The 22,283-nt window shown below is 71.6% G+C and carries 20 protein-coding genes; 17 read left to right on the top strand and 3 right to left on the bottom strand.

Annotated features, from left to right (window positions below; translation table 11 throughout):
* Positions 1-77: 77 nt before the first annotated feature.
* The 4 genes from VMF70_02855 to VMF70_02840 all read left to right on the top strand — a co-directional run bounded on the left by VMF70_02855 (position 78) and on the right by VMF70_02840 (position 4,893).
* Entirely contained in the window at positions 78-1,610 is a 1,533-nt protein-coding gene (locus tag VMF70_02855; protein HTT66947.1) for a hypothetical protein, read from the top strand.
* Between the two features lie 121 nt (positions 1,611-1,731).
* Positions 1,732-2,367, top strand: coding sequence for a hypothetical protein (locus VMF70_02850; protein HTT66946.1), 636 nt, complete (start codon positions 1,732-1,734; stop codon positions 2,365-2,367).
* On the top strand, positions 2,364-3,422 hold the full coding sequence (locus VMF70_02845) for a nicotinate phosphoribosyltransferase (GenBank protein ID HTT66945.1): 1,059 nt from the start codon (positions 2,364-2,366) through the stop codon (positions 3,420-3,422). The genes VMF70_02850 and VMF70_02845 overlap by 4 nt, the downstream gene beginning before the upstream one ends.
* 256 nt (positions 3,423-3,678) lie before the next feature.
* Complete coding sequence (locus VMF70_02840) at positions 3,679-4,893, top strand: MFS transporter (GenBank protein ID HTT66944.1); 1,215 nt, start codon at positions 3,679-3,681, stop codon at positions 4,891-4,893.
* 32 nt (positions 4,894-4,925) lie between these two features.
* Here VMF70_02840 and VMF70_02835 read toward each other — a convergent pair whose 3' ends face one another.
* Positions 4,926-5,549 (bottom strand): hypothetical protein, encoded by a 624-nt coding sequence (locus VMF70_02835; protein HTT66943.1) that lies wholly within the window; start codon positions 5,547-5,549, stop codon positions 4,926-4,928.
* An 8-nt stretch (positions 5,550-5,557) separates the two neighbouring features.
* On the bottom strand, positions 5,558-6,244 hold the full coding sequence (locus tag VMF70_02830) for an energy transducer TonB (protein ID HTT66942.1): 687 nt from the start codon (positions 6,242-6,244) through the stop codon (positions 5,558-5,560).
* A 213-nt stretch (positions 6,245-6,457) separates the two neighbouring features.
* On the opposite strand from VMF70_02830, the gene VMF70_02825 reads away from it, so the two are divergent.
* The 3 genes from VMF70_02825 to VMF70_02815 are packed head-to-tail and all read left to right on the top strand — an operon-like array spanning position 6,458 to position 9,178.
* Positions 6,458-7,117 carry an isochorismatase family protein gene (locus VMF70_02825; GenBank protein HTT66941.1) on the top strand — a complete coding sequence of 220 codons (660 nt, stop codon included), beginning with the start codon at positions 6,458-6,460 and terminating at the stop codon, positions 7,115-7,117.
* The gene (locus VMF70_02820; GenBank protein ID HTT66940.1) at positions 7,114-8,220 is read left to right on the top strand and encodes an alanine--glyoxylate aminotransferase family protein; all 1,107 of its coding nucleotides are present in this window, start codon (positions 7,114-7,116) and stop codon (positions 8,218-8,220) included. Before VMF70_02825 ends, VMF70_02820 begins: the two co-directional genes overlap by 4 nt.
* Positions 8,213-9,178, top strand: coding sequence for a hydroxyacid dehydrogenase (locus tag VMF70_02815; protein HTT66939.1), 966 nt, complete (start codon positions 8,213-8,215; stop codon positions 9,176-9,178). The genes VMF70_02820 and VMF70_02815 overlap by 8 nt, the downstream gene beginning before the upstream one ends.
* A 56-nt stretch (positions 9,179-9,234) precedes the next feature.
* On the opposite strand, the gene VMF70_02810 is transcribed toward VMF70_02815, so the two are convergent.
* Positions 9,235-11,331, bottom strand: coding sequence for a methyl-accepting chemotaxis protein (locus VMF70_02810; protein HTT66938.1), 2,097 nt, complete (start codon positions 11,329-11,331; stop codon positions 9,235-9,237).
* Positions 11,332-11,392: 61 nt separating this feature from the next.
* On the opposite strand from VMF70_02810, the gene leuS reads away from it, so the two are divergent.
* The 10 genes from leuS to VMF70_02760 all read left to right on the top strand — a co-directional run bounded on the left by leuS (position 11,393) and on the right by VMF70_02760 (position 22,183).
* The gene (gene leuS, locus VMF70_02805) at positions 11,393-13,831 is read left to right on the top strand and encodes a leucine--tRNA ligase (protein ID HTT66937.1); all 2,439 of its coding nucleotides are present in this window, start codon (positions 11,393-11,395) and stop codon (positions 13,829-13,831) included.
* A 152-nt stretch (positions 13,832-13,983) separates the two neighbouring features.
* Positions 13,984-14,520 carry a sigma-70 family RNA polymerase sigma factor gene (locus tag VMF70_02800; GenBank protein HTT66936.1) on the top strand — a complete coding sequence of 179 codons (537 nt, stop codon included), beginning with the start codon at positions 13,984-13,986 and terminating at the stop codon, positions 14,518-14,520.
* Complete coding sequence (locus tag VMF70_02795) at positions 14,517-15,107, top strand: hypothetical protein (protein HTT66935.1); 591 nt, start codon at positions 14,517-14,519, stop codon at positions 15,105-15,107. The genes VMF70_02800 and VMF70_02795 overlap by 4 nt, the downstream gene beginning before the upstream one ends.
* Before the next feature lie 19 nt (positions 15,108-15,126).
* Positions 15,127-16,137: a hypothetical protein gene (locus VMF70_02790; protein HTT66934.1), complete on the top strand. Its 1,011-nt coding sequence runs from the start codon at positions 15,127-15,129 to the stop codon at positions 16,135-16,137.
* Between the two features lie 162 nt (positions 16,138-16,299).
* A complete protein-coding gene (locus tag VMF70_02785; protein ID HTT66933.1) occupies positions 16,300-16,698 on the top strand; it encodes a DoxX family protein in 399 nt (132 codons plus the stop codon).
* Between the two features lie 142 nt (positions 16,699-16,840).
* A complete protein-coding gene (locus VMF70_02780; protein ID HTT66932.1) occupies positions 16,841-17,428 on the top strand; it encodes a PadR family transcriptional regulator in 588 nt (195 codons plus the stop codon).
* A gap of 180 nt (positions 17,429-17,608) precedes the next feature.
* Entirely contained in the window at positions 17,609-18,163 is a 555-nt protein-coding gene (locus VMF70_02775) for a TetR/AcrR family transcriptional regulator (GenBank protein HTT66931.1), read from the top strand.
* Complete coding sequence (locus VMF70_02770; protein HTT66930.1) at positions 18,160-18,702, top strand: (2Fe-2S)-binding protein; 543 nt, start codon at positions 18,160-18,162, stop codon at positions 18,700-18,702. The genes VMF70_02775 and VMF70_02770 overlap by 4 nt, the downstream gene beginning before the upstream one ends.
* Positions 18,699-21,161: a molybdopterin cofactor-binding domain-containing protein gene (locus VMF70_02765; GenBank protein ID HTT66929.1), complete on the top strand. Its 2,463-nt coding sequence runs from the start codon at positions 18,699-18,701 to the stop codon at positions 21,159-21,161. Before VMF70_02770 ends, VMF70_02765 begins: the two co-directional genes overlap by 4 nt.
* On the top strand, positions 21,158-22,183 hold the full coding sequence (locus VMF70_02760) for an FAD binding domain-containing protein (GenBank protein HTT66928.1): 1,026 nt from the start codon (positions 21,158-21,160) through the stop codon (positions 22,181-22,183). Before VMF70_02765 ends, VMF70_02760 begins: the two co-directional genes overlap by 4 nt.
* Positions 22,184-22,283: the final 100 nt, after the last annotated feature.

Below are 22,283 nucleotides of genomic sequence, written 5' to 3'. Positions count from 1 at the left end.
CGCCGGGGCGCCGTGCCATGTAGTGGGAGCCCGCCGCTGGCAAGGGTTTACCTGCTCCGCACCCCGAGGTGCCGGCCATGCTCGAGACGCTGGATCTCGACAAGAAAATCGACAAGGCTGCCTACGACAAGTCGTTCCCGGTATTGCGCGACAAGCTCCGGGACCTCCAGCGGCGCTGCTTCGACGCCAAGATCCCGGTCGCCGTCGTCTTCGAGGGGTGGGATGCCTCCGGCAAGGGGGAGAGCATCGCCAAGCTGGTCGAGCGGCTCGACCCGCGGGGCGTCAAGGTGCACCCGATCTCGGCGCCGCTGGATGACGAGCGGCTGCGCCCGTTCCTGTGGCGCTTCTGGACCCGGATCCCCGCGCGCGGCGAGGTGGCGGTATTCGACCGGTCGTGGTACGGGCGCGTGCTGGTGGAGCGCGTGGAGAAGCTCATCAAGCCCGAGCAGTGGCGCAGCGCCTACAACGAGATCGCCCAGTTCGAGCGGATGCTGACCGACGACGGGATGGTGATCGTCAAGTTCTGGCTGCACATCAGCGAGAAGGAGCAGAAGCGGCGGTTCAAGGAGATCGAGAAGAGCAAGTACGACTCGTGGCGCGTCACCAAGGAGGACTGGGAGCACCACAAGCAGTACGACGAGTACGCCGAGGCGGCGGAGGAGGCCTTCGAGCGGACCAACACCGCCTACGCGCCGTGGACGATCGTCGAGGCCACCGACAAGCGTTACCGGCTGATCAAGATCTTCAAGACCCTCGCCGACGCGATGCAGACGGCCGTGAACGCCAAGGCACAGCAGCCGGCGGCCGTCAAGCGGACGGCGCGGGCCAGCGTCTCGGTGCAGGCCCTGAAGGAGATGGAGACCGTCCTCGACAAGGTGGACCTGACCCGGGCGCTGAAGCGCAAGGAGTACGAGGAGCAGCTCAAGGAGTACCAGGTCCGCCTGCGCCAGCTGGAGTTCCGGTGCTTCGAGGAGCGGCGGCCGGTGAGCATCGGCTACGAGGGGTGGGACGCGGCGGGGAAGGGCGGCAACATCCGGCGGGTGACCGAGGCGCTCGATCCGCGCGGCTACTCCGTGATTCCCATCGCGGCGCCCAAGGGCGACGACGCGACCCACCATTACCTGTGGCGATTCTGGCGCCAGCTCCCCAAGGCGGGCCACCTGGCGATCTTCGACCGCACCTGGTACGGGCGGGTGCTGGTGGAGCGGGTCGAGGGATTCTGCTCGGAGGCGGAGTGGCGGCGCGCCTACCAGGAGATCAACGAGTTCGAGCTCTCGCTCACCAACGCCGGGATGATCGTGGTGAAGTTCTGGCTGCAGATCTCGAAGGAAGAGCAGCTGCGCCGGTTCAAGGAGCGGGAGAAGATCGCGTACAAGCAGTACAAGATCACCGAGGAGGACTGGCGCAACCGGGGGAAGTGGGACGCCTACCGGCAGGCGGTGGTCGACATGCTCCAGAACACCAGCACGTCCTACGCGCCGTGGACGATCGTCGAGGCGAACGACAAGCTGTGGGCCAGGATCCGCACCCTCCGCACCATCGTGGAAGCGATCGACGACGGGCTGGGCGGCAAGAAGGGCGGCAAGAAGAGAAGGAACAGGGGCGACTAGGCGCCCGAGCGCCGCGGCCGGCAGATCGCGCGTGCCGGCGGGCTGCGGGCGCCACCCGTGCCCGCTCTTGCCGGCACGGCGGGCGCCCGCTTTGTTACACCCTCCCGCAGCCGGGTTCCGGATGCTCGGATTGGAACACCTGTCGGCGACCACCGCCAAGGGACGGTTCGTCTTCCTCGCCATGGTCATGGCTGGGGCGACGGTCGTCACGCTGCTGTGGGCGGTCCTGTTCCTGAGCTGGGCGCCGTTGCTGGCCGCGTTCCTGGGGTGGGGGTTCGTGCTCCTGTACGGGGTGTTGGACGGCGCCTTCCTCCACCACGGCGCGAGCGCGATCGGCGCCCTCACGGTGCCCAGCGGGTCCGCGACGCCGTCGGTGAACCAGCACTCGAACATCGAGGCCCTGGTCGCCCGCGGGCGGCTCGCCGAGGCGGCGCAAGCCTACCGGGCGGCCATCGCCGCCGATCCGCACGACCTGGTGGCGTGCGAGCGACTGGGCCAGCTCGCGCTGCGGGAGCTGCGGGACCCGGAGCTGGCGCTGTTCGCGGCGCGGGAGGGCGAGCGGCGCGCGCCCGAGGCCCGCCGGCAGGCCGGCTTCGCGCTGCTCGCGGCGAACATCTACCGCGACGACCTCAAGGACTACGGGAAGGCGATGGTGGAGCTGCGGCGGATTCTCGCCCGCTATCCCGACGTTCCCAACGCCGCCCGCCTCCGCACGGAGATCGAGGAGCTGAAGGCGATGCACTTCGAGGCGTCATGACCCGGCGTCCGCGGCTGGACCCGGCGATCTTCCACCTGCCCGTCGAGAAGATGCGCGCGGGCTACTACTCCGATAAGTACTTCGTCCGCACCCGCGAGATCCTGCTGGCCAACGGCTACCGGCCGCGGGTCACGATGCAGGTGTTCGGCAAGGTGCCGGCCTACCTCGGCGGGATCGACGAGGCCATCGCCATTCTCCGGCAGTGCGCCGTCGAGTGGGAGGACCTCGACGTCCGCGCCCTCTACGACGGCGACGAGATCCAGCCGTGGGAGACGGTGCTGCTCATCGAGGGACCGTACGACGCGTTCGCCCACCTCGAGACGCTCTACCTCGGCGTGCTGGCGCGCCGGACCAAGGTGGGCACGAACACCCGGCGGGTGGTGGACGCGGCGCGGCCGAAGGAAGTGATGTTCTTCCCGGCCCGGCACGATCACTGGCTGGTCCAGACCGGTGACGGTTACGCGGCCCACATCGCCGGCGCCATCGGCGTGTCGACCGACGCCCAGGCCTCGTGGTGGGGCAGCGAAGGCGTGGGCACGGTGCCGCACGCACTGATCGCCGCGTACGGCGGCGACACCGTGGTCGCCACCCGGAAGTTCGCGGAGCACATCCCCGAGTCGGTGCGGGTCATCACCTTGGTGGACTTCGAGAACGACTGCGTCGGCACCAGCCTGGCGTGCGCCCGGGCCCTCGGCGAGCGGCTGTACGGCGTGCGCCTCGACACCTCGGAGACGATGGTGGACAAGTCCCTCGTCCCCGAGATGGGGCACTTCAAGCCCACCGGCGTGAACCCCCAGCTGGTCTGGAACGTCCGGCGCGCGCTCGACCGCGAGGGATTCCAGCGCGTCCGGATCGTCGTGTCGGGCGGCTTCACAGTGGAGAAGATCCGGCAGTTCGAGGAGCTCGGCGTGCCGGCGGACGCCTACGGCGTGGGCTCCTCGCTGTACCAGGGCCGGTTCGACTTCACCGCGGACGTGGTGAAGGTGGACGGCAAGCCGTGCGCCAAGGTGGGGCGCGAGTTCCGGCCGAACCCGCGACTGGAGCGGGTCGGGTAGCCGGGGCGTCCGGGGGCGCGCCCCGGGGGAGGGGGCGGGACTTGCGGGGGAACGGGCGGGTGCATATTAATACACCCCAGTGCATACCTATTCACTGCCCTTCACCCTGGAGCGCGCGATGAGCCGTGACAAGAAGAAGCCGGTGCCGAAGACCCAGCCTCCCGAGGCGTTCGGCATCTAGCGGCCATCCGGCAGCCAGCGACGGGGCCCGCTCGACTCGAGCGGGCCCCGTGCGTTTGGGGTATGTTGGCAGCCCATGGCCTCCGCCGTTCCCGCCGCCGCGGCGCGCGACGACCATCGCGCGGCCGTCCTGGCCGGCTTCCTGGGCTGGACGCTCGACGCGTTCGACTTCTTCCTGGTCGTGATGACGCTGACGGCCATCGCGCGGGAGTTCCACCGCACCGACGCCGAGGTCGCGTTTTCCATCACGATCACGCTGGCGTTCCGGCCGGTGGGCGCGTTCGTCTTCGGCCTGCTGGCCGATCGCTACGGGCGGCGCCTGCCGCTGATGGCCGACCTGGTGTTCTACTCGGTGGTGGAGGTGCTGTCGGGACTGGCGCCGACGTTCACCTCGTTCCTGGTGCTGCGGGCGTTGTTCGGCATCGGGATGGGGGGCGAATGGGGGGTCGGCGCCTCGCTGGTGATGGAGAAGGTGCCCACGCGGCTGCGCGGGATCTTCTCGGGGCTGCTGCAGCAGGGCTACGCGGTCGGGTATCTGCTGGCGGCGGTGTGCTTCTTCTTCGTGTTCCCGCGCTGGGGTTGGCGCCCGCTGTTCTTCATCGGCGGACTGCCGGCCGTGCTGGCGCTGTTCGTCCGCTACCGGGTGAAGGAGTCCGAGGTGTGGCGCCGTTCGCGCGAGGAGAGCTGGCGCGGGCTCGGGCGCGCGATCGCGCGCCACTGGCGGCTGTTCCTCTACCTGGTCGCGCTGATGGCGATGATGAACTTCGTGTCGCACGGCACGCAGGACCTGTACCCCACCTTCCTCCAGCGCGACTGGGGCTTCACCCCCGCCCGGCGTGCGGCGCTCACCGCCCTCTCGATGGTCGGCGCGCTCGCGGGCGGCGTGCTCGCGGGTTTCGTCTCCGACCGGCTCGGGCGCCGGCGCTCGATCGCGCTGTCGCTCGGCGGGGCCCTGGCGGTGATTCCGCTGTGGGCGTTCGCGCCCTCGATCGCGCTGCTGGTGGCGGGCGCGTTCCTGATGCAGTTCTTCGTGCAGGGAGCGTGGGGCGTCATCCCCGCGCACATCACCGAGCTCGCGCCCGACGCGGCGCGCGGCTTCCTGCCGGGCTTCGCCTACCAGTGCGGCGTGCTCATCGCCGGCACCAGCGCGACGCTGGAGGCGCTCGCCGCCCGGCACACCGGCTACGCCGCGGCCATGGCCGTGACCGGCGCGATCGTCTTCTCGGTGTGCGCGCTGGTGGCGCTGCTGGGTCCGGAGCGGCGCGGCATCGAGTATGGAACGAGTCGCTAGCGCGTCGTCGAGGTGGTGACGGCAGGCACGCGTCAGCGCGGCCGCGCCACCGGCTCGATGGACGTGATCGGATGCACCTCCCACGCCGTCGCCCGCCAGTTGCGGGGCCGGCCCGGCGCCGTGTTCTCGGACGCGTTGGCATGCTCGGCGTCGAACATCAGCCAGCCGGTCACCCGTACCCACCTCCCCAGGTACTGCAGGCGCAGCGCCCGGGTGGACCAGTCCGCGCCGCGCGCCGCCATGATCGCCCGCCTCCGCGGCGTCACTTCGACGATCACGCGGCGGGCGCCCCCGGCGTCCATCGGGTCCAGCACGAGCTCGATGTGGGTGTCCCGGTCGGGCAGGTCCCGGGCGCGGCAGTTGACGGTCTCGATGCCGCCCGGCTTCACGTCGTGGACGTAGCCGACCACGACGGCCCCGCGGCGCTCGTCCCACCGCCCGCGGTCGTCGCCGGGACTCACCAGCGCCGCCAGGGTGGCCCCGGTGTCGATGTCCGCGGCGGCCGGCGCCGTGTACCGGTTCTTGAGCCGGTTCAGGGCCTGGACGCCCGGCTCGACGGCGTCGCCCGCCAGGCCGCAGCCGTGGTAGAGCTCCTGCGCTTGGGAGCGACAGGATCCGGCCAGCACCAGGGCGGTCAGCAGCGGCAGGGATCGCATCGGGCGAGTCACATCCTAGCGTCGCCTCCCTCCAGCCGGAAGACGACGGCGACCCGGACGCGTACCCGGACGGGGCGCCCGCTCGCGCGGCCCGGCCGGTAGACGGACCCCGCCACCACCGCCCGTGCGGGGGCTTCGAACAGTTGGTTGGTCGCCTCGAGCACGGCCAGCGAGCCGGGCTCGGCGCGACCCGTCGTGTCGATCACGGCCTCCACGACCGCGCGGCCGCCGATGCCGGCCTGCCGGAGGACGTCGGGGAACCGCGCGGGAGGGTGGCTGACCAGCACCGGCGGCTCCTCGACCCAGCGATCGGCGTAGATGGCCCCGGGGGCGCCGGTCTCCACCGGCGCCGGCGCCACCGCGGCCGGGCCCACCGGCTCGAGACCGAAGCGCGATGGATCGAACGGCGTGGTCGGGGGCGGTGGAATGACCGTCGGGACGGTCGCGGGCACGGCGAAGGGCTGGGGCGCCGGCGGAGTCACCAACGGGCCCAGGCCAGCCGGAGGCGGCGCCGGCGCGCGGGTCGGCGGAACGAGCCACAGCAACGGCACGCTGGGGTGCGGATTCGCCGGCGCCGCACGCGTCTGAATGGTGGCGATCACGGCTCCCGAGATGAGGGCGGCGTGCACGAGCACCGACGCGGCGGCGCCGCCGCGACCTTCGCGGCGGGGCAGCTCCATGAGGAACGCGACCACGGCTCCTCCTTGTTGGTCCTCGGGGAAACGCTAGCCGCCCGCCATGAACGCCCGATGTGGGCCAGATTACCGGTTGCTGTCGGGTGGCTTACGAGTCGCCTGCGAGCCGCCGGCGGGTCGCGGCCACGGCGCGGCCGGCGCGCCGTGCGGCGGCGCGTGATTGACCGCGCCCGAGCGGGCGGTGAGCTTTAGGCCGGCCGGAGGGGAGGTGCCGTGGCGAACGTGATCTTCTGGGACGTGGACACCCAGTACGACTTCATGCACGCCGATGGGAAGCTGTACGTGCCCGACTCCGAATCGATCATCCCCAATCTCAAGCGCCTCACCGACTACGCCCACGCCAAGGGCATCCGGATCATCGCGAGCGCCGACGATCACGTGCCGGGCCACCGCGAGCTGTCGCACGCCCCGGACTTCAAGGAGACGTTCCCCGAGCACTGCATGCGCGACACCAAGGGACAGGCGAAGATCCCGGAGACCCGCCTTCGGGAGCCCCTGGTGATCGAGCCCGGCCGCGAGGACCCGGTTGCCCTCGCCGATCGCGTACGCGCCCACCCCGGTGACGTGCTCTTTCACAAGCACTGGTTCGATGTCTTCACCAACGAAAACATCGAAACGGTGTTCGGCATTCTGGCACCGCAGGCCGTCGTTCTGTACGGGGTCGCCCAGGACGTGTGCAACCGGTACGCGATCGAAGGTTTACTGAAGCGCTACTCGCAATTGCGGCTGTTCGCGGTCAGCGACGCCATGAAGCCCATCGATCGAGAAATGGCACAACGTTTGCTCGATGCTTGGGCTCAACAGGGGGTACACATCGTGAAGACGAGAGAGATCGTGGAGGGCGGGCTGGTGGACAGCCTGCTGGCCGCATGACCGCCCCGTTCGGGAAGTTCTTCCTGCCGGGACCGACCGAAGTCCTGCCGGAGGTGGCGCAGGCCCAGACGCTGCCGATGATCGGGCACCGGGGCGCCAAGACGGAGGCCCTGCTCGAGCGGCTCGACGCGCCGCTGCGGGCCGCGTTCCGGACGGTGAACCCGGTCTACATCGCGGCGACCTCCGCCACGGGCCTGATGGAGGCGGCGATCCGCAACGGCGTGCGTCGCAAGGTGCTGTGTCTGGTGAACGGGTCGTTCTCCGAGCGCTTCGCCAAGATCGCGGCCGCCTGCGGCAAGGAAGTCGTGAAGGTCGAGGTGCCGCTCGGCCAGGCGTTCGAAGCGGAGCAGGTGAAGAAGCTGCTCGAGGGCTCCGGCGCGGACGCCGTGACCGCCGCGCACTCCGAGACCTCGACCGGGGTGCTGAATCCGATCGGCGAGATCGCGCAGGTGGTGCTCGCCAATGCCGACGTGTTCTTCCTGGTGGACGCGGTCACCTCGCTCGCCGGCTCGCCGGTCGAGACCGACGCCTGGGGTCTCGACTTCGTGCTCACCGGCTCGCAGAAGGCGCTCGCCCTCCCGCCCGGCCTCGCGCTCGGCGTCGCCTCGCCGCGGATGCTGGAGCGGGCGAAGACGCTGCCGGACCGCGGCATCTATCTCGACCTCCTGGCCTACGACGGCGCGATCCGGAAGAAGCAGACGCCGTACACGCCGGCGCTGTCGCTCATGTACGCGCTGGAGGCGCAGCTCAAGCGCATCGCGGCCGAGGGCGGCATCGAGAAGCGCTGGGCCCGGCACAACGCGATGCGCGAGCGGGTGGAGAAGTGGGTCGCCAAGGAAGCCGGCGCCAAGCTGGGCCTGACGTACCTGCCGAAGGAGGGCCGGCGATCCTGGACCGTGTCCTGCCTCAAGCTCCCGGAGGGGGGCAAGGCCCTGGGCGGCGCGGTCGCCAAGGCGATGGACGCGAAGTTCGGCTACACGATCGGGGCCGGATACGGCAACCTCAAGGACGGCACGATTCGCATCGGCCACATGGGTGATCACACCGTCGCCGAGGTGGAGAAGCTCCTCGGCGCCCTGGAGGAGGTGTTGAAGAGTGCCTGACCGCATCGTTGTGGCGGATCGCCTCGGCAAGGCCGGGCTCGACATGCTGCGGGCGATGGAGGGCTGCGAGGTGGTGGAGACCGCCGGGAAGGCGCCGGAGGTGCTCGAGAAGGCCCTCGGTGAAGCGGTGGCGCTGGTGGTGCGCAGCGAGACCAAGGTGACGGCGGCGATGATCGCCAAGGCGCCCAAGCTCAAGGTCATCGCCCGCGCCGGCATGGGCACGGACACCATCGACGTGGACGAGGCGTCGCGGCGGAAGATCCCGGTCCTGACCGCGCCCGGCGCCAACTCGAACAGCGTCGCGGAGTACACCTTCGCGCTGATGCTGGCGCTCGCCCGCAAGGTGGCGCCGGCCGCGGCTTCGCTGGCGGCGGGCAAGTGGGACCGCAAGTCGTTCGAGGGCTCGGAGCTGCGCGGCAAGACGCTGGGCCTCCTGGGACTGGGGCGGATCGGCAGCCGCGTCGCGTCCATCGCCAGGGGATTCGGGATGACGGCGGTGGGCTACGATCCGGGGATCACGGCCGAGCAGGCGGAGCTGCTGGGACTGGACCTGATCCCGCTCGACGTCCTGATCCAGCGCGCGGACGTGTTGAGCCTGCACGTCAAGCTCAACGCGAGCACCCGGCACATGCTGGACGACCGCCGGCTCAGCCTGGTGAAGAAGGGGGTCCTGATCATCAACACGGCGCGTGGCGCCTTGATCGACGACGCGGCCCTGGTGAAGGCCCTGCAGGACGGCCGGGTGGGTGGGGCCGCGCTGGACGTCTACGACCCGGAGCCGCTGCCGGCCGACTCGGTGCTGCGCGCGGCCCCCAACGTGCTGCTGACCCCACACCTCGCGGCCTCCACGGCGGAGGCGCAGGCGCGCGTGGCCACCGAGATCGCGTCGGCGCTGGGAGACGCACTGCTGCGAAGCGATTTCAGTGCCGCGGTGAACCTGGCGGCGTTCCCGAAGTAGGGCGGGCGGGTCGGGGCTGGGAGCGGGGGCGGCGACGGCCGCCCCCGCGGGTTTTTTCAGACCAGGCGGAACGTCTGCACCGCGGAGGTCAGCTTGTCCGCGGCGGTGGCGAGCGCCTGCGCCGAGGCCGCGATCTCCTCCGTGGCGGCGCTCTGCTCCTGGGACGAGGCGGCGATCTGCTCCGCCGAGGCCGCGAAGCTGTCGGTGCTGCGGGCGAGCTCCTCGAGCCGGCGCGCGATCTCGGTCACGAGGGTCTCGGACTCGGCGGCGGCGGCGCTGATGTCCTGGGTGAACCGGTCGGACTCGTGGGCCGAATCGGCGACGCTCTTCAGGCCCTCGCTGACGGTGCGCGCGGCGCCGCGCGCGGCCGTGCTGGCCGCTCCGACGCGGGTCATGGTCTCGTGGGTGGCCCCGACGCGCCTGAGCACGTCTTTCACGGTGCCCTCGGTGGTCACCGCCGCCTGTGCCACCTGGATGGACAGCTTGCGGACCTCGGCGGCCACCACCCCGAAGCCGCGGCCCTGCTCGCCGGCCCGCGCCGCTTCGATGGCGGCGTTGAGGGCCAGCATGTTGGTCTGGGTCGCGATGGCCTTGGTCTGGGAGACGAAGCGCCCGATCTGCGCCGAGGCGTCCGCGAGGGCCGCCGCCTCCGCGACCCCCTGCTCCACCTCCGTGGCCAGCGACGCCAGGGTCGCGGTGGTGTCGTCCAGCCGCTGCTGGTGCTCCTCCGCCAGGGCCTGCAGGGCGCGGTTGCGCTCCGCCGCGTCGCGCGCGCCGGCAGCGAGGCGGCCGGCGATCGCCCGGATCCTGGTGGCGTCGCCCGCGGTGGCCTTCACGATGGCCGCCTGATCCTGGGCGCGCTGCGACAGGTCGTGGGTCGTACCCGCCATCTCCGCGCCGCTGGCCGACATCTGCTGGGTGGAGGCGCTGATCTGCGCCGCCATCGCCGCCGCCTCGTCGGCCGCGGCGCGGATGGCCCCCACCAGGCGGCGCAGCGACTCGAGCATCGTCGCGAGCGCGGTGCCGAGGTGCAGCACCTCGCTGGTGCCGACGGACACGTCCATCTCGCGCGACAGATCGCCCTCGGCGACCGCGGTCGCCGCCGCCGCCATCCGCTCGACCGGCACGGTGACGCGCCGGTTGAGCCAGGTCCCGCCCGACGCCAGCGCCGCCACGCCGACGACCAGCAGCAGCAGCGCCGCGACCAGCAGCAGCCGGCCGAGCTCGTCCACCGACCGGTACGCCACGGACACCGGCTGCCGGACCACGACCCACCACTCCACGGGCCAGGCCCGGGCGGTGGCGACGCGCTCGCTCTCGCGGTCGGGGACTTGGAGCGTGGCGTACTCCACCGTGTCCGACAGCCGCAAGGCGTCGATCTCGGGCAGCAGGCGGAGCAGCTCGGAGGAGTCGCGGCCGATCACGAGCCGGCCGGCGCGGTCGACCACCTGGACCTGGGCATTGAGCCGCGCGTCGGACGACGCGACCAGGCGCGCGAGCGTGCTCAGCCCGAATGCCGCGCCGAGCACGCCGACGCGCCGTGCGCCCTGGGGCGGAACGGCGGTGGCCATCCGGAGCGTCACGGCGCGCGCCCGCTCGTCGAGGGCCGGGACGCCCTGGTACGAGCCGGCGCGGAAGGCCCGCTGCCACCAATCCTGGGTCGCGTTGCCGAACCGTGGCTGGGGCCGGGACGCTGCGACGACGAAGCCGTGCGACTCGGTCAGCAGCAGGTCGGCGAAGTCGGAGCGGACCTCCAGCGAGCGCAGGTAGGCCGCCACGACGGGACTGGCGCCCAGTGAGCGGGTCGCCGCGAAGGCGCGCTCGACCTCCTCCGGCCGGCGGCCCGCGAGCCCGCGCTGGGCGGCTTCGGCGTCGGCGGCCTGCGCCGCCGCGACGATCGCCGGACTGCCCGCGACGAGGTCGAGCTCGGCGCGGCGCTCGCGCAGGTACAGGCCCACCAGCGCGGCCGCCCGTTGCGCGATGTCGGACAGACGCACGTCGGCGTCGCGCGCGAGGTAGCTCCGCGCGGCGCGCCACGCCAGCAGCGAGACGACCGTCAGGACGACGATCGCCGTGAGGACGCCCGCCGAGACGATGGTGCGTTGGAGGCTGCGCGCGCGGAGGCGCGGGGCTGGAGTCGGGCTCTCGGACATGAAGGCCGGCGCTAAGGTAGGGATGGCTCGGGACGGCCGCAAGCCACTATCTTTCAACGCTATGCCGAATTCCGACCCGACCGCATACGATCCGCAGAGCGTCGAACGGAAATGGCAGCGGCGGTGGGAGGAGGGTGGCACCAACCACGCCGACCTCGCCGGCGCCGCACGGCCGTACTTCAACCTGATGATGTTCCCCTACCCCTCGGCCGAGGGGCTACACGTCGGGAACGTCTTCGCGTTCGTCGGCGCCGACATCCACGGCCGCTACCGGCGGCTCGCGGGCAGCGACGTCTTCGAGCCGCTGGGCTTCGACGCCTTCGGGATCCACTCCGAGAACTTCGCGCTCAAGGTCGGCAGCCATCCGGCGGAGCTGATTCCCCGCAACATCGAGCGGTTCCGCGCCCAGCTGAAGCGGATCGGCCTGATGGCGGACTGGCGCTACGAGGTGCAGACCACCGATCCCCGGTACTACCGGTGGACGCAGTGGATCTTCCTGCAGCTCTACCGCGCCGGCCTGGCCGTCAAGCGGCGCGCCGCCGTGAACTGGTGCCCGGCCTGCAAGACCGTCTTGGCCAACGAGCAGGTGATCGGCGGCTTCTGCGAGCGCCATCCGGACGTCCGGGTCGAGCAGCGGATGCTGGACCAGTGGTTCTTCACCATCAGCCGCTACGCCCAGCGGCTGCTCGAGCACCTCGAGACGGCCGACTGGTCGCATTCGACCCGCACCATCCAGGCGAACTGGATCGGGCGCTCCGATGGCGCGGAGCTGGTCTTCGAGACGCCGGCCGGCCGGCGCATCACAGTGTTCACGACCCGGCCGGACACCCTTTTCGGGGCGACCTACCTGGTTCTCGCGCCGGAGCACCCGATGGTCGCCGACCTGACCACCGCGGAGCAGCGCAGCGACGTGCAGGCCTACCGGCGCAAGGTCGCGGCGATGGACCTGGTCTCGCGGAAGGTGGGCGACAAGGCCAAGACCGGCGTGTTCACCGGTTCCTATGCGCGCAACCCGGCGACCGGCACGGCCGTGCCCGTGTGGATCGCGGACTACGTCCTGATGGAGTACGGGACGGGCGCGATCATGGCGGTGCCGGGCCACGACGAGCGCGATTTCGAGTTCGCGGCCGCGATGCGGCTGCCGTGCGTGCGCGTGGTGGCGGGAACGGGGCAGGACGCCTCGACGCCCCTCGCCGCCGCCGAGCCCGACGTTCCCGATGGCCGCCTGGTCAACAGCCCGGGCTTCGACGGGATGCCGTGGCGCGAGGCCGGACGCGCCATCGCGGCGATGCTGGAGTCCAAGGGCCTCGGGAAGCCGGTCGTGAACTACCGGCTCCACGACTGGTGCATCTCCCGGCAACGCTACTGGGGCCCGCCGATTCCGATCATCTACTGCGACGCCTGCGGCACCGTCCCGGTGCCCGAGCAGGACCTGCCCGTCGTGCTCCCGGCGCTGGAGGATTTCCGCCCGGACGACTCGGGCGTTTCGCCGCTGGCGCGGCTGGAATCGTGGTACCGCGTGCCCTGCCCCAAGTGCGGGGGGATGGCGCGGCGCGAGACCGACGTGTCCGACACGTTTCTCGACTCCGCCTGGTACTTCCTGCGCTATCCCTCCGCGGACCGCGAGGACGTGGCGTTCGACGCCGGGCTGACGCGCAAGTGGCTGCCCGTCGCCTCCTACATCGGCGGCAACGAGCACGCGGTGCTGCACCTGATGTACGCGCGCTTCATCACGATGGCGCTGCACGACCTCGGGCTCGTGCCGTTCGACGAGCCGTTCCGCCGCTTCCGGGCGCACGGCACGATCATCAAGGACGGCGCGAAGATGTCCAAGTCGCGCGGCAACGTGGTGAATCCGGACGCGTACGTCGACCGGTGGGGCGCCGACACCTTCCGCATGTACCTCATGTTCCTCGGCCCGTACCAGGAGGGCGGCGACTTCCGCGACGCCGGGATCAACGGCATCCGCCGCTTCCTGGACAAGGTGTGGGCACTGACGGATGGAGTTGCGCAGACGGCGAAGGCGGAAGCGGAGGCTTCGCCGGAGGTGGTCCGCATGATGCATCGGACCATCCAGCGCGTCACCGAGGACACCGAGTCGCTTTCCTACAACACCGCCATCGCGGCGATGATGGAGTACGTCAACGCGCTGCGGGACGGCCGCGCCACCCGGGCCCTGATGGCCCCGCTCGCGATCCTGCTCGCTCCCTACGCCCCGCATTTCGCCGAGGAGTGCTGGGAGCGGCTCGGCGGCACGACCTCCGTCATGGAGGCCCGGTGGCCGAGCTTCGACGCGGCGCTCGCCGTGGCGGAACAGGTCGAGCTCGTCGTGCAGGTCAACGGCAAGGTGCGAAGCCGCCTGCGGCTGCCGCGGGGCGCGGGCGAGGAGGCGGTCGTCAAGACGGCGCTGGCCGACCCGGCGGTGCTGAAATTCACCTCCGGGACCCAGCCCAAGAAGGTGGTCTTCGTCCCGGACCGTCTCGTCAACCTGGTGGTGTGACACGACTTGCGTGAGGGCGAGTTGAGCGCCTGCTCTCCTCTCACGCTAGCGGCTTCTCACGTCTCAGGTGAACGTCTCACGTCTCACCCCTCACGTCTCTCAGCCGTCTGCGACCTTCCGTCGCTCTCACACATCCCCCCACTGTGGCCGTGATGGCGGACACGCTCCCGCTCGCCGAGGCCAAGAGCCTCGTGGCACGGGCCCGGGCCGGCGACTTCGCGGCCCTGGAGCAGTTGTGCCGCGCCTACGAGCGGCCGGTGTACACGCTCGCGCGGCGGCTCACGCGCGGCGCCGACGACGCCGAGGACGTGCTGCAGGAGACCTTCCTCGAGGTCTGCCGGTCGCTGAAGCAGTGGCGGGGTGAGGGCAGCCTGTGGGGCTGGATCCGCACCATCGCGGCGAGCAAAGCGCTGATGCGGTACCGGCGCGAGAAGCTGCGGGCGTGGGAGCCACTGGACGACGACGTCGCGCGCCAGGCCGAGGACGTGCCGCTGCAGATGGATCTGGAAGCGGCGCTGGCGCGGCTCCCGGAGCGGTCGCGGGCGGTGGTGTGGCTGCACGACGTCGAGGGGTACACGCACGAGGAGATTGCCGAGCTGATGGGGATGACGACGAGCTTTTCGAAGTCCCAGCTGGCCCGCGCGCACGAGCGGCTGCGTCGGTGGCTCGGCGCAGGAGCGGAGCAATGAGCGAAACGCGGCACGCGACGGTCGAAGAGCTGCTCGCGGTGCGGGACGGAGAGGGCAGCGGCTGGGCGCGGGAGCACGCCGCGTCGTGTCCGGGCTGCGCAGCGGAGCTGCAGCGGCTCGAGCAGGTGCGCGCGGGGCTCCGGGCGCTCCCGTCGTTCGCGCCGCCGCGCGACGTATGGCCGGTGGTGCGGGAGGCGGCCCTGAGGGAGCGCCGGCGGCGGCGGTTCTCGGCGTGGTCGGGCGTGGCGGCGGCGGCCGCGGTCGTGGTGATCGGGTTCGCCGTCCTGCATCGCACGGCCAGCCCCGCGCCGGAGGACGTCGCGCTGCAGCAGGCGATGGCCGAGTCGGCGGCGATGGAGCAGATGTTCGAGTCGCTGCATCCGGACCGGCGGGCGTTGAGCGGGCAGGCCGCGAGCGTGGTGGCTGATCTGGAGGACCAGCTGGCGCAGGTGGACGCCGCGTTGAACGACACGTCGACCTGGCGCGGCAGTCCGGAGCGCGTGGCGGGACTGTGGAAGCAGCGGGCGGGGCTTCTCTCGGCGCTGGTGGACGTGCACGAGACCCGCGCCAGCGTGGCAGGACTCTAAATCGAAGGGAGCGGAAGGTATGCGGCGGTTTCTCTCACTCGTGCTCCTGGCGGCCGTGGCCGTCCCTGCGGCGGCGCAGGACGTGCCCTCTGAGCGCGACACGGCCCGGGTCCGCGAGCACGGCTTCTCGTACTTCTACGGTCCGCGGGGCGCGGGCGTGGAGTCGTTCCAGCGGGGCCGCCTCGGGATCCTGGTGGATCTCACGGCCGACCCGGCGCGCGATTCCATCGGTGCGCGAGTGGCAGGCCTGACGACGGGCAGCGCGGCGGGCAAGGCCGGCGTCCAGGTCGGCGACCTGGTGGTGCGCTTCAACGGCACCGCACTGGTGCGCCGCGCCACGGGCGGGGATGGCGACGAGGAGGAGAACCAGTCCCGGCCCGGGATGCGGCTCATCGAGATGGCCTCGCGTCTCGATCCGGGTGACTCGGTCCGGCTCGAGCTGCGACGTGGCCGCCAGACGGTGAACGTCACGGTCGTGGCGGGCGAGTCCGGCATGGACGAGGCGATGCGGTCGTTCCGGGTCGAGCCTCGCGTCGGGATCATGAGGGATCGCGTTCCCACTGGCCCGATGACGACCTTCATGTTCAGCGGCGGCCCGTTCGCCGACATGGAGCTGGTGAAGGTCAACCCCGGTCTCGGGGAGTACTTCGGCACCTCCGAGGGGTTGCTGGTGACCAACGTCGGTGACGACTCCACCCTCGGCCTGAGGAGTGGCGACGTGATCCTGGCCATCGGCGGCCGGAAGCCACTCAATCCCGCGCACGCGCTGCGAATCCTCGGCACGTACGAGCCGAACGAGACCGTGACGTTCGACGTGATGCGGATGAAGCGGCACGTCACGGTGAACGGGAAGATGCCCGAGCGGCGGAAGCGGGCGTGGACGGTCACCCCGGACGCGTTCGACTTCGACTTCCCGATGCTGCCGGCGATGCCCGGATTCGACGGGCAGCAGAGCTTCCCGGACATCAGGTTCAAGCTCCCGTTCCCCGCGGCCGCGCCGGGGGCGGGCACTCACAAGGTCGAGACCTGACCTGACACTCGCGCAGGCCAGCGGCGTTTCGTGCCACGGCGCTCGCGGCGATGCGGGCGCCGTGTTTTGTTCCTGGAGGGAAGCGGGGCCGCCCGGACGGCCCCGGGGTACCAGGTCGGGAGGAATCCGGCACCAGGAGGCACGGACCCCAGGGAGGTCGCCATGACGTATGCGGATGGCCTGCAGCTGGCCGCGCGCGTTCTGCTCAGCTGGATGTTCCTGCAGTCGGCCTACGCGCACTTCACCCAGGTGAAGGCGATGGGCGCGTATGCGAAAGGCGCCGGCGTGCCCCTGCCGGAAGCGGCCGTCGTGGGCACGGGCTTCATGCTGCTCGGCGGGGGGCTCAGCCTGCTGCTGGGGTTCCATCCCCGCATCGGCGCCGCCTTGCTGTTCGTGTTCCTCGTCGTCGTGGCGTTCTGGATGCACGGCTTCTGGCGCGAGACCGATCCGATGCAGCGCGGCTCCCAGCGGGCCCAGTTCTGGAAGAACATCACCCTGGCGGGCGCGATGCTCTACATCATCGCGAACACGGGCTGGCCGTGGCCGTGGGCCATCGGCTGACGCCGGGTCGCTGAGCTCGCCGGTACCGGGCCGCCGCAGCTTGGGCGGCCCGGTTGCCGTGCGGCAGGCGGGTGGACTTGACATATCGTGCGCTATGACGTACGATATAGCGTACGATGTATCTAATGCTATGGAGGCGAAGATGAGCAGGGACAACGAAGACTGGCCGTTCGGGAGGTTCTTCGCGGGTGGCTTCGGACCGCGGTTCTGGGCGTTCTGCGGGCCCGAGGGCATGCGGGGGCCGCGGCGCCGGATGCGGCAGCAGGTGTTCGAGTCGGGTGAGGTCAAGTACGTGATCCTGCGGCTCCTCAAGGAGAAGCCGCGGCACGGCTACGAGGTCATCAAGGCGCTCGAGGAGAAGATGGGCGGCTGGTACTCGCCGTCGGCGGGTACGATCTATCCGACGCTCCAGCTGCTCGAGGACCAGGGGTACGTGCGCGCCGTGGAGACGGAGGGGAAGAAGGTCTATCACATCACGCCCGAGGGCGAGGCGTTCCTCGAGGAGCACAAGGACGTGCTGGACGACATTCTCGGCCGGGTGCGGGACGCGGTGCGCGGGTTCGCCGGCGGATCGATGGGGGAGCTGAGCGAGGTGTTCGCCCGGCTGGCGAGGCTGGCGTACGGAGAGGCGTGGCACGCCGGCCCCGGCGATCCCAAGGTGCAGAAGATCCTGGACGCGCTGAAGAAGGCGGTGGCCGAGATCGAGGCGCTGAAGGCGACGGCGGCGTAGGTCGTCCCTTCCCGTGGCAGACGGCCCGGCCCCCCGGCCGGGCCGTCTTGCGCATCCGGGGTTGACGCCGCGGTCGAGCCGGACCATCGTTGAACGATGGTTCGAAAGTCAAACAGGCGTTCGAGCCCTGCCGGGCGGGCGGGAGCGCCGCTCGACCGCCGCGGGCGGCGTGCCCTGGTGATGCGCCAGACCATCCTGCGGGCGGCCGCGCGGGTGTTCCGGCGGCGCGGCTTCGCCGATACCGGGATGCGCGAGATCGCCGCCGCCGCGGACCTCTCGCCGGGCAACCTGTACTACTACTTCAAGAGCAAGCACGAGCTGCTGTACTTCTGCCAGGACCACTCGCTCGACCGGATGCTGGCGACCTGCCGCGCGGTCCGGGCGGGCAGGCTGAGCCCGGCAGAGCGGCTGGCGGCCGTGGTGCGCGCCCAGGTGGCGTGCATGCTGGACGAGCTGGACGGGGCGGCGGCGCATACCGAGGTGGAGGCGCTGCCGACCCGTCTCCGGGCCCGGATCGTGGCGAAGCGCGACCGCTACGAGGGCGCGGTGCGGCGGATCGTGGCGAACGGGGTGCGCTCGCGCGCGTTCGTGCCGTGCGACCCGACGCTGGTGACGCGCGCCCTGCTGGGCGCGGTGAACTGGACGGCGCGGTGGTACCGGCCGGAGGGCGACCAGCCGCCGGCCGCGGTGGCCGACGCGTTCGCCGCCTACCTGGTGCGAGGACTGCGCTCGTGAGCCCACGCGAAGACTCCCGGCGCTCGCGGATCGCGCTCACCGTCAACGGCGAGGAGCGCGACGTCATGTTCGACGGCTACAAGACGCTGCTCGAGGTGCTGCGCGAGGATCTCGCCCTGACCGGCACCAAGCACGGGTGCGAGCTGGGGGAGTGCGGCGCCTGCGCCGTCCTGGTGGACGGGCAGCCGGTCCTCTCGTGCCTGCTGCTGGCGGTCGAGTGCGAGGGCGTCGCCGTCACCACGGTCGAGGGACTGGCCCGCGGGCCGGAGCTGTCGGCGCTGCAGGCGGCGTTCGCGGACGAGGGGGCGGCCCAGTGCGGCTATTGCACGCCGGGCATCCTGGTCACCGCCCAGGCGCTGCTCGAGCGGAATCCGCATCCGACCCGCGCCGAGATCGCGGACGCGTTGTCCGGCAACCTGTGCCGCTGCACCGGCTACCTCCAGATCTTCGAGGCGGTCGAGGCGGCCGCGGCCGCCCAGGGCACACCCGAGGGCCGCCGCCCGCCGCGGCAGCAGGCGGACACGGAGGCGGCGCCATGAAGGTCGTGGGCCGGGCCCGCCGCCGCGTCGACGCCCGCGCCAAGGTCACGGGCCAGACGCGCTTCGCGGACGACGTCGCGCTGCCGCGCATGCTCTACGGCAAGCTGCTCCGCTCGCCACATCCGCACGCGCTCGTCCGGGCCATCGACGCGTCGGCCGCGCGGGCGGCGCCCGGAGTGCACCTGGTGCTCACGGGCGCGGACTTCCCCGTCCCCTACGGCATCATGCCGGTGAGCCAGGACGAGTACGCCCTGTGCCGGGACAAGGTGCGCTACGTCGGCGATCCGGTTGCGGCCGTCGTCGCCCGGAGCGAGCGGTCCGCCGCGGACGCGCTCGACCTGATCCGGGTGAGCTACGAGCCGCTCGCCACGATCGCCTCGCCGGCCGAGGCCCTGCGGACGGCCGAGCCCCGCATCCACGACTACGGCGAGGGGCCGAACGTCCACCGCCTGGCGCACTTCGCGTTCGGCGACGTCGAGGCGGCCCTGGCCGGCGCCGAGCGCGTCTTCGAGGACGTGTTCTTCTACGAGGGCAACACCCATCTGCCGCTCGAGCAGCACGCGACGGTGGCGGCCCTCGACGCCGACGGCCGGCTGACGCTGTGGTCGTCCACCCAGACGCCGCATTACCTGCACCGGGAGGCGGCGCGGGCGCTGAGCCTGCCCGCGCACCGGATCCGGGTGATCGCGACGCCGAACGGCGGCGGCTTCGGCGGGAAGAGCGATCCGTTCAACCACGAGATCGTCGCGGCGAAGGCCGCACTCCTCACCGGCCGCCCGGTCAAGATCACCCTGACCCGCGAAGAGGTGTTCTACGCCCATCGCGGGCGGCATCCGGTCCTGATGCGGCTGAGGACCGGCGTCGGTCCGGACGGCGCGATCGCGGCGATGGACCTCGAGACGCTGCTGGACGGCGGGGCCTACGGGAGCTACGGGCCGGCCTCGACGCTGTATACCGGCCAGCTGCAGACCGTGACCTACCACGTGCCGCGCTACCGGTTCCGGGCGTGCCGCACCTTCACCAACAAGCCGCCGTGCGGTCCCAAGCGGGGACACGGCACGCCGCAGCCGCGGTTCGCGCAGGAAGTGCAGCTCGACAAGATCGCCGTCGCCCTGGGCCGGGACCCGGCCGAGCTGCGGCTGCAGCAGCTCGCGCCCGCCAACTCGGTCACCGCGAACTGGCTCAGGATCGGCTCGATGGGACTGCGGGCGTGCATCGAGCGGGTCGTCGAGGGCTCCGGGTGGCGCGAGCGCCGCGGCCGCCTGCCCCGGGGACGCGGCCTGGGCCTCGCGTGCTCGTCGTACCTGTGCGGCGCCGGCCTGCCGATCTACTGGAACGAGATGCCGCACTCGGGGGTGCAGCTCCAGCTCGACCGCTCGGGCCGGGTGACCGCGTTCTGCGGCGCCACCGAGATCGGCCAGGGATCGGACGACGTCCTGGCCGCGATCGTCGCCGAGGTGCTGGGGCTGGGGACGGACGACGTGCGGCTCGTGACCGGCGACACCGATCTCACCCCGGTGGACCTGGGCTCCTACTCGAGCCGGGTGACCCTGATGATGGGCAACGCGGCCATCCAGGCGGCGGAGCGGGCCCGGGTGATCCTGGCGGAGGCCGCCGCCCGGAAGCTCGGGCTGCCGGCCGTGCGGCTCGCGTTCGCGGAGCGGCGGGTCTTCGACGTCGAGAATCCGTCGGCGGGCATGACGTTCCAGGAGGCGGTGGTGGCGGCGGAGGCCGAGCACGGCACTCTCGGCACCACCGGTTCCTACCGCCCGCCCCGAAGCGCGGCACGCTACCGGGGCGGCGGGGTCGGCCCCTCGGTGGCGTACTCGTACAGCGCGGCCGTGGTCGAGGTGGAGGTGGATCCCGCGACCGGCTGGGTGCGCGTGCCCAAGGTCTGGATCGGACACGACATCGGCCGGGTCTTGAATCCGGTGCTGGCCCGCGGGCAGGTGGAGGGCGGCGTCTACATGGGCTTGGGTGAGGCGCTGATGGAGGAGCAGGCGTTCCGCCGGCTGCCGCCGCGCCTCTCCGCCGCGCTGGTGCACAAGATCCCTTCGATCCTGGAGTACAAGAGCCCAACCTCGCTCGAGATGCCCGAGGTGGTCACCTACTTCGTCGAGGACCCCGATCCCAGCGGCCCGTTCGGGGCGAAAGAGGTCGGCCAGGGGCCGCTGCTGCCCATCGCGCCAGCGGTGGCGAACGCGGTCTTCGACGCGGTCGGCGTGCGCGTGGACCAGGTGCCCATCACGCCGGAGCTGGTGCTCCACGGGCTGGACGCGAAGGCCAAGGGCAAGCCGGCGCGCGTGGGTCCGTCGTCCTTCCCGGCGGTGCCGTGGCCCGAAGCCCTGGTGGTTCCGCCGCCCTGGGAAGGCGGCGACGGCAAGGCGACGAACGAGCGGGACACGTCCCGCGACGCGCTGCCGACGCACCACTCCGGCACCGCCGGGGTCAAGGTATGATGCGGGCGCCGGACTTCCGCTACCACGCAGCGCGATCGGTGAAGGACGCGGCGCGCGCGCTGCGCGACGGCGGGGAGAACGCGATGCTGATCGCCGGCGGCACGGACCTGGTGCCGAACATGAAGCGCCGCCAGCAGACGCCGGCGCTGCTGATCGGCATCCGGCACCTCCGGGACCTGAGGCGGATCGGCAGAGGAGACGCTCCGGCGATCGGGAGCGCGGTGCGTCTCGCGGAGGTTGCGGCCGACAGGGTGCTGCAGCGGCGCTACCCCGCGCTGGCCCGCGCGGCCGGCGCGGTCGCGACCCCGCAGATCCGCAACATGGGCACGCTGGGCGGCAACCTCTGCCTCGACACCCGCTGCACGTACTACAACCAGAGCCACGAGTGGCGGCAGGCCATCAACTTCTGCATGAAGGCGCCGGGCGCGACCGGCGGCCACGCCTGCAGCTCGCCCACCGGCGACGCGATCTGCTGGGTGGCCACGTCGAGCCCCCGTTGCTGGGCGGTTTCCTCGACCGACACCGCGCCGGCTTTGATCGCCCTCGGCGCGCGGGTCACCCTCGTCTCGGCGGAGGGCGAGCGGGAGATCGCGCTGAGCGAGCTGTACGCCAACGACGGGATGGCCTACCTGACCAGGCGTCCGGACGAGATCCTCACCGCGGTCCGCCTCGCTCCGGCGGAGCCGGGGTGGCGCAGCACCTACTGGAAGCTGCGGCGGCGCGGCTCGTTCGACTTCCCGGTGCTCTCGGTGGCGGCCGCCGTGCGGTTCGGGAGCGCGGGGGAGGTGGCCGAGGCGCGGGTGGTCCTGGGCGCCGTCGCGTCGCGGCCGGTGCTGGTGCCGGAGTCGGCGGCCCTCGTGGGCGGTCGGCTGTCCGACGACGCGATCGAGGGCGTGGCCGCGGCCGCCGCGGGTCACGCGACTCCGCTCGACAACACGGACCTGGCGTACGCCTGGCGGAAGAAGATGGTGCGGCGCTACGTGGGCGGTGCGCTGCGGGAGCTCGGAGCCGAAGCAAGCTAGCCGGGGGCGGCGCCCGACGCGCTCTCCGCTCCGTCTAGTCGGGATTCCGTTGTCCGTCAAGGAGATGCGCGACGGCTGCGAGCCGGCCGCGCGAGCGCGG

This window comes from Gemmatimonadales bacterium (assembly GCA_035502185.1).
Lineage (GTDB): Bacteria > Gemmatimonadota > Gemmatimonadetes > Gemmatimonadales > JACORV01 > Fen-1245.
The sequence above is the reverse complement of the archived record's forward strand: the minus strand, read 5'-3'. Positions and strand labels throughout refer to the sequence as shown.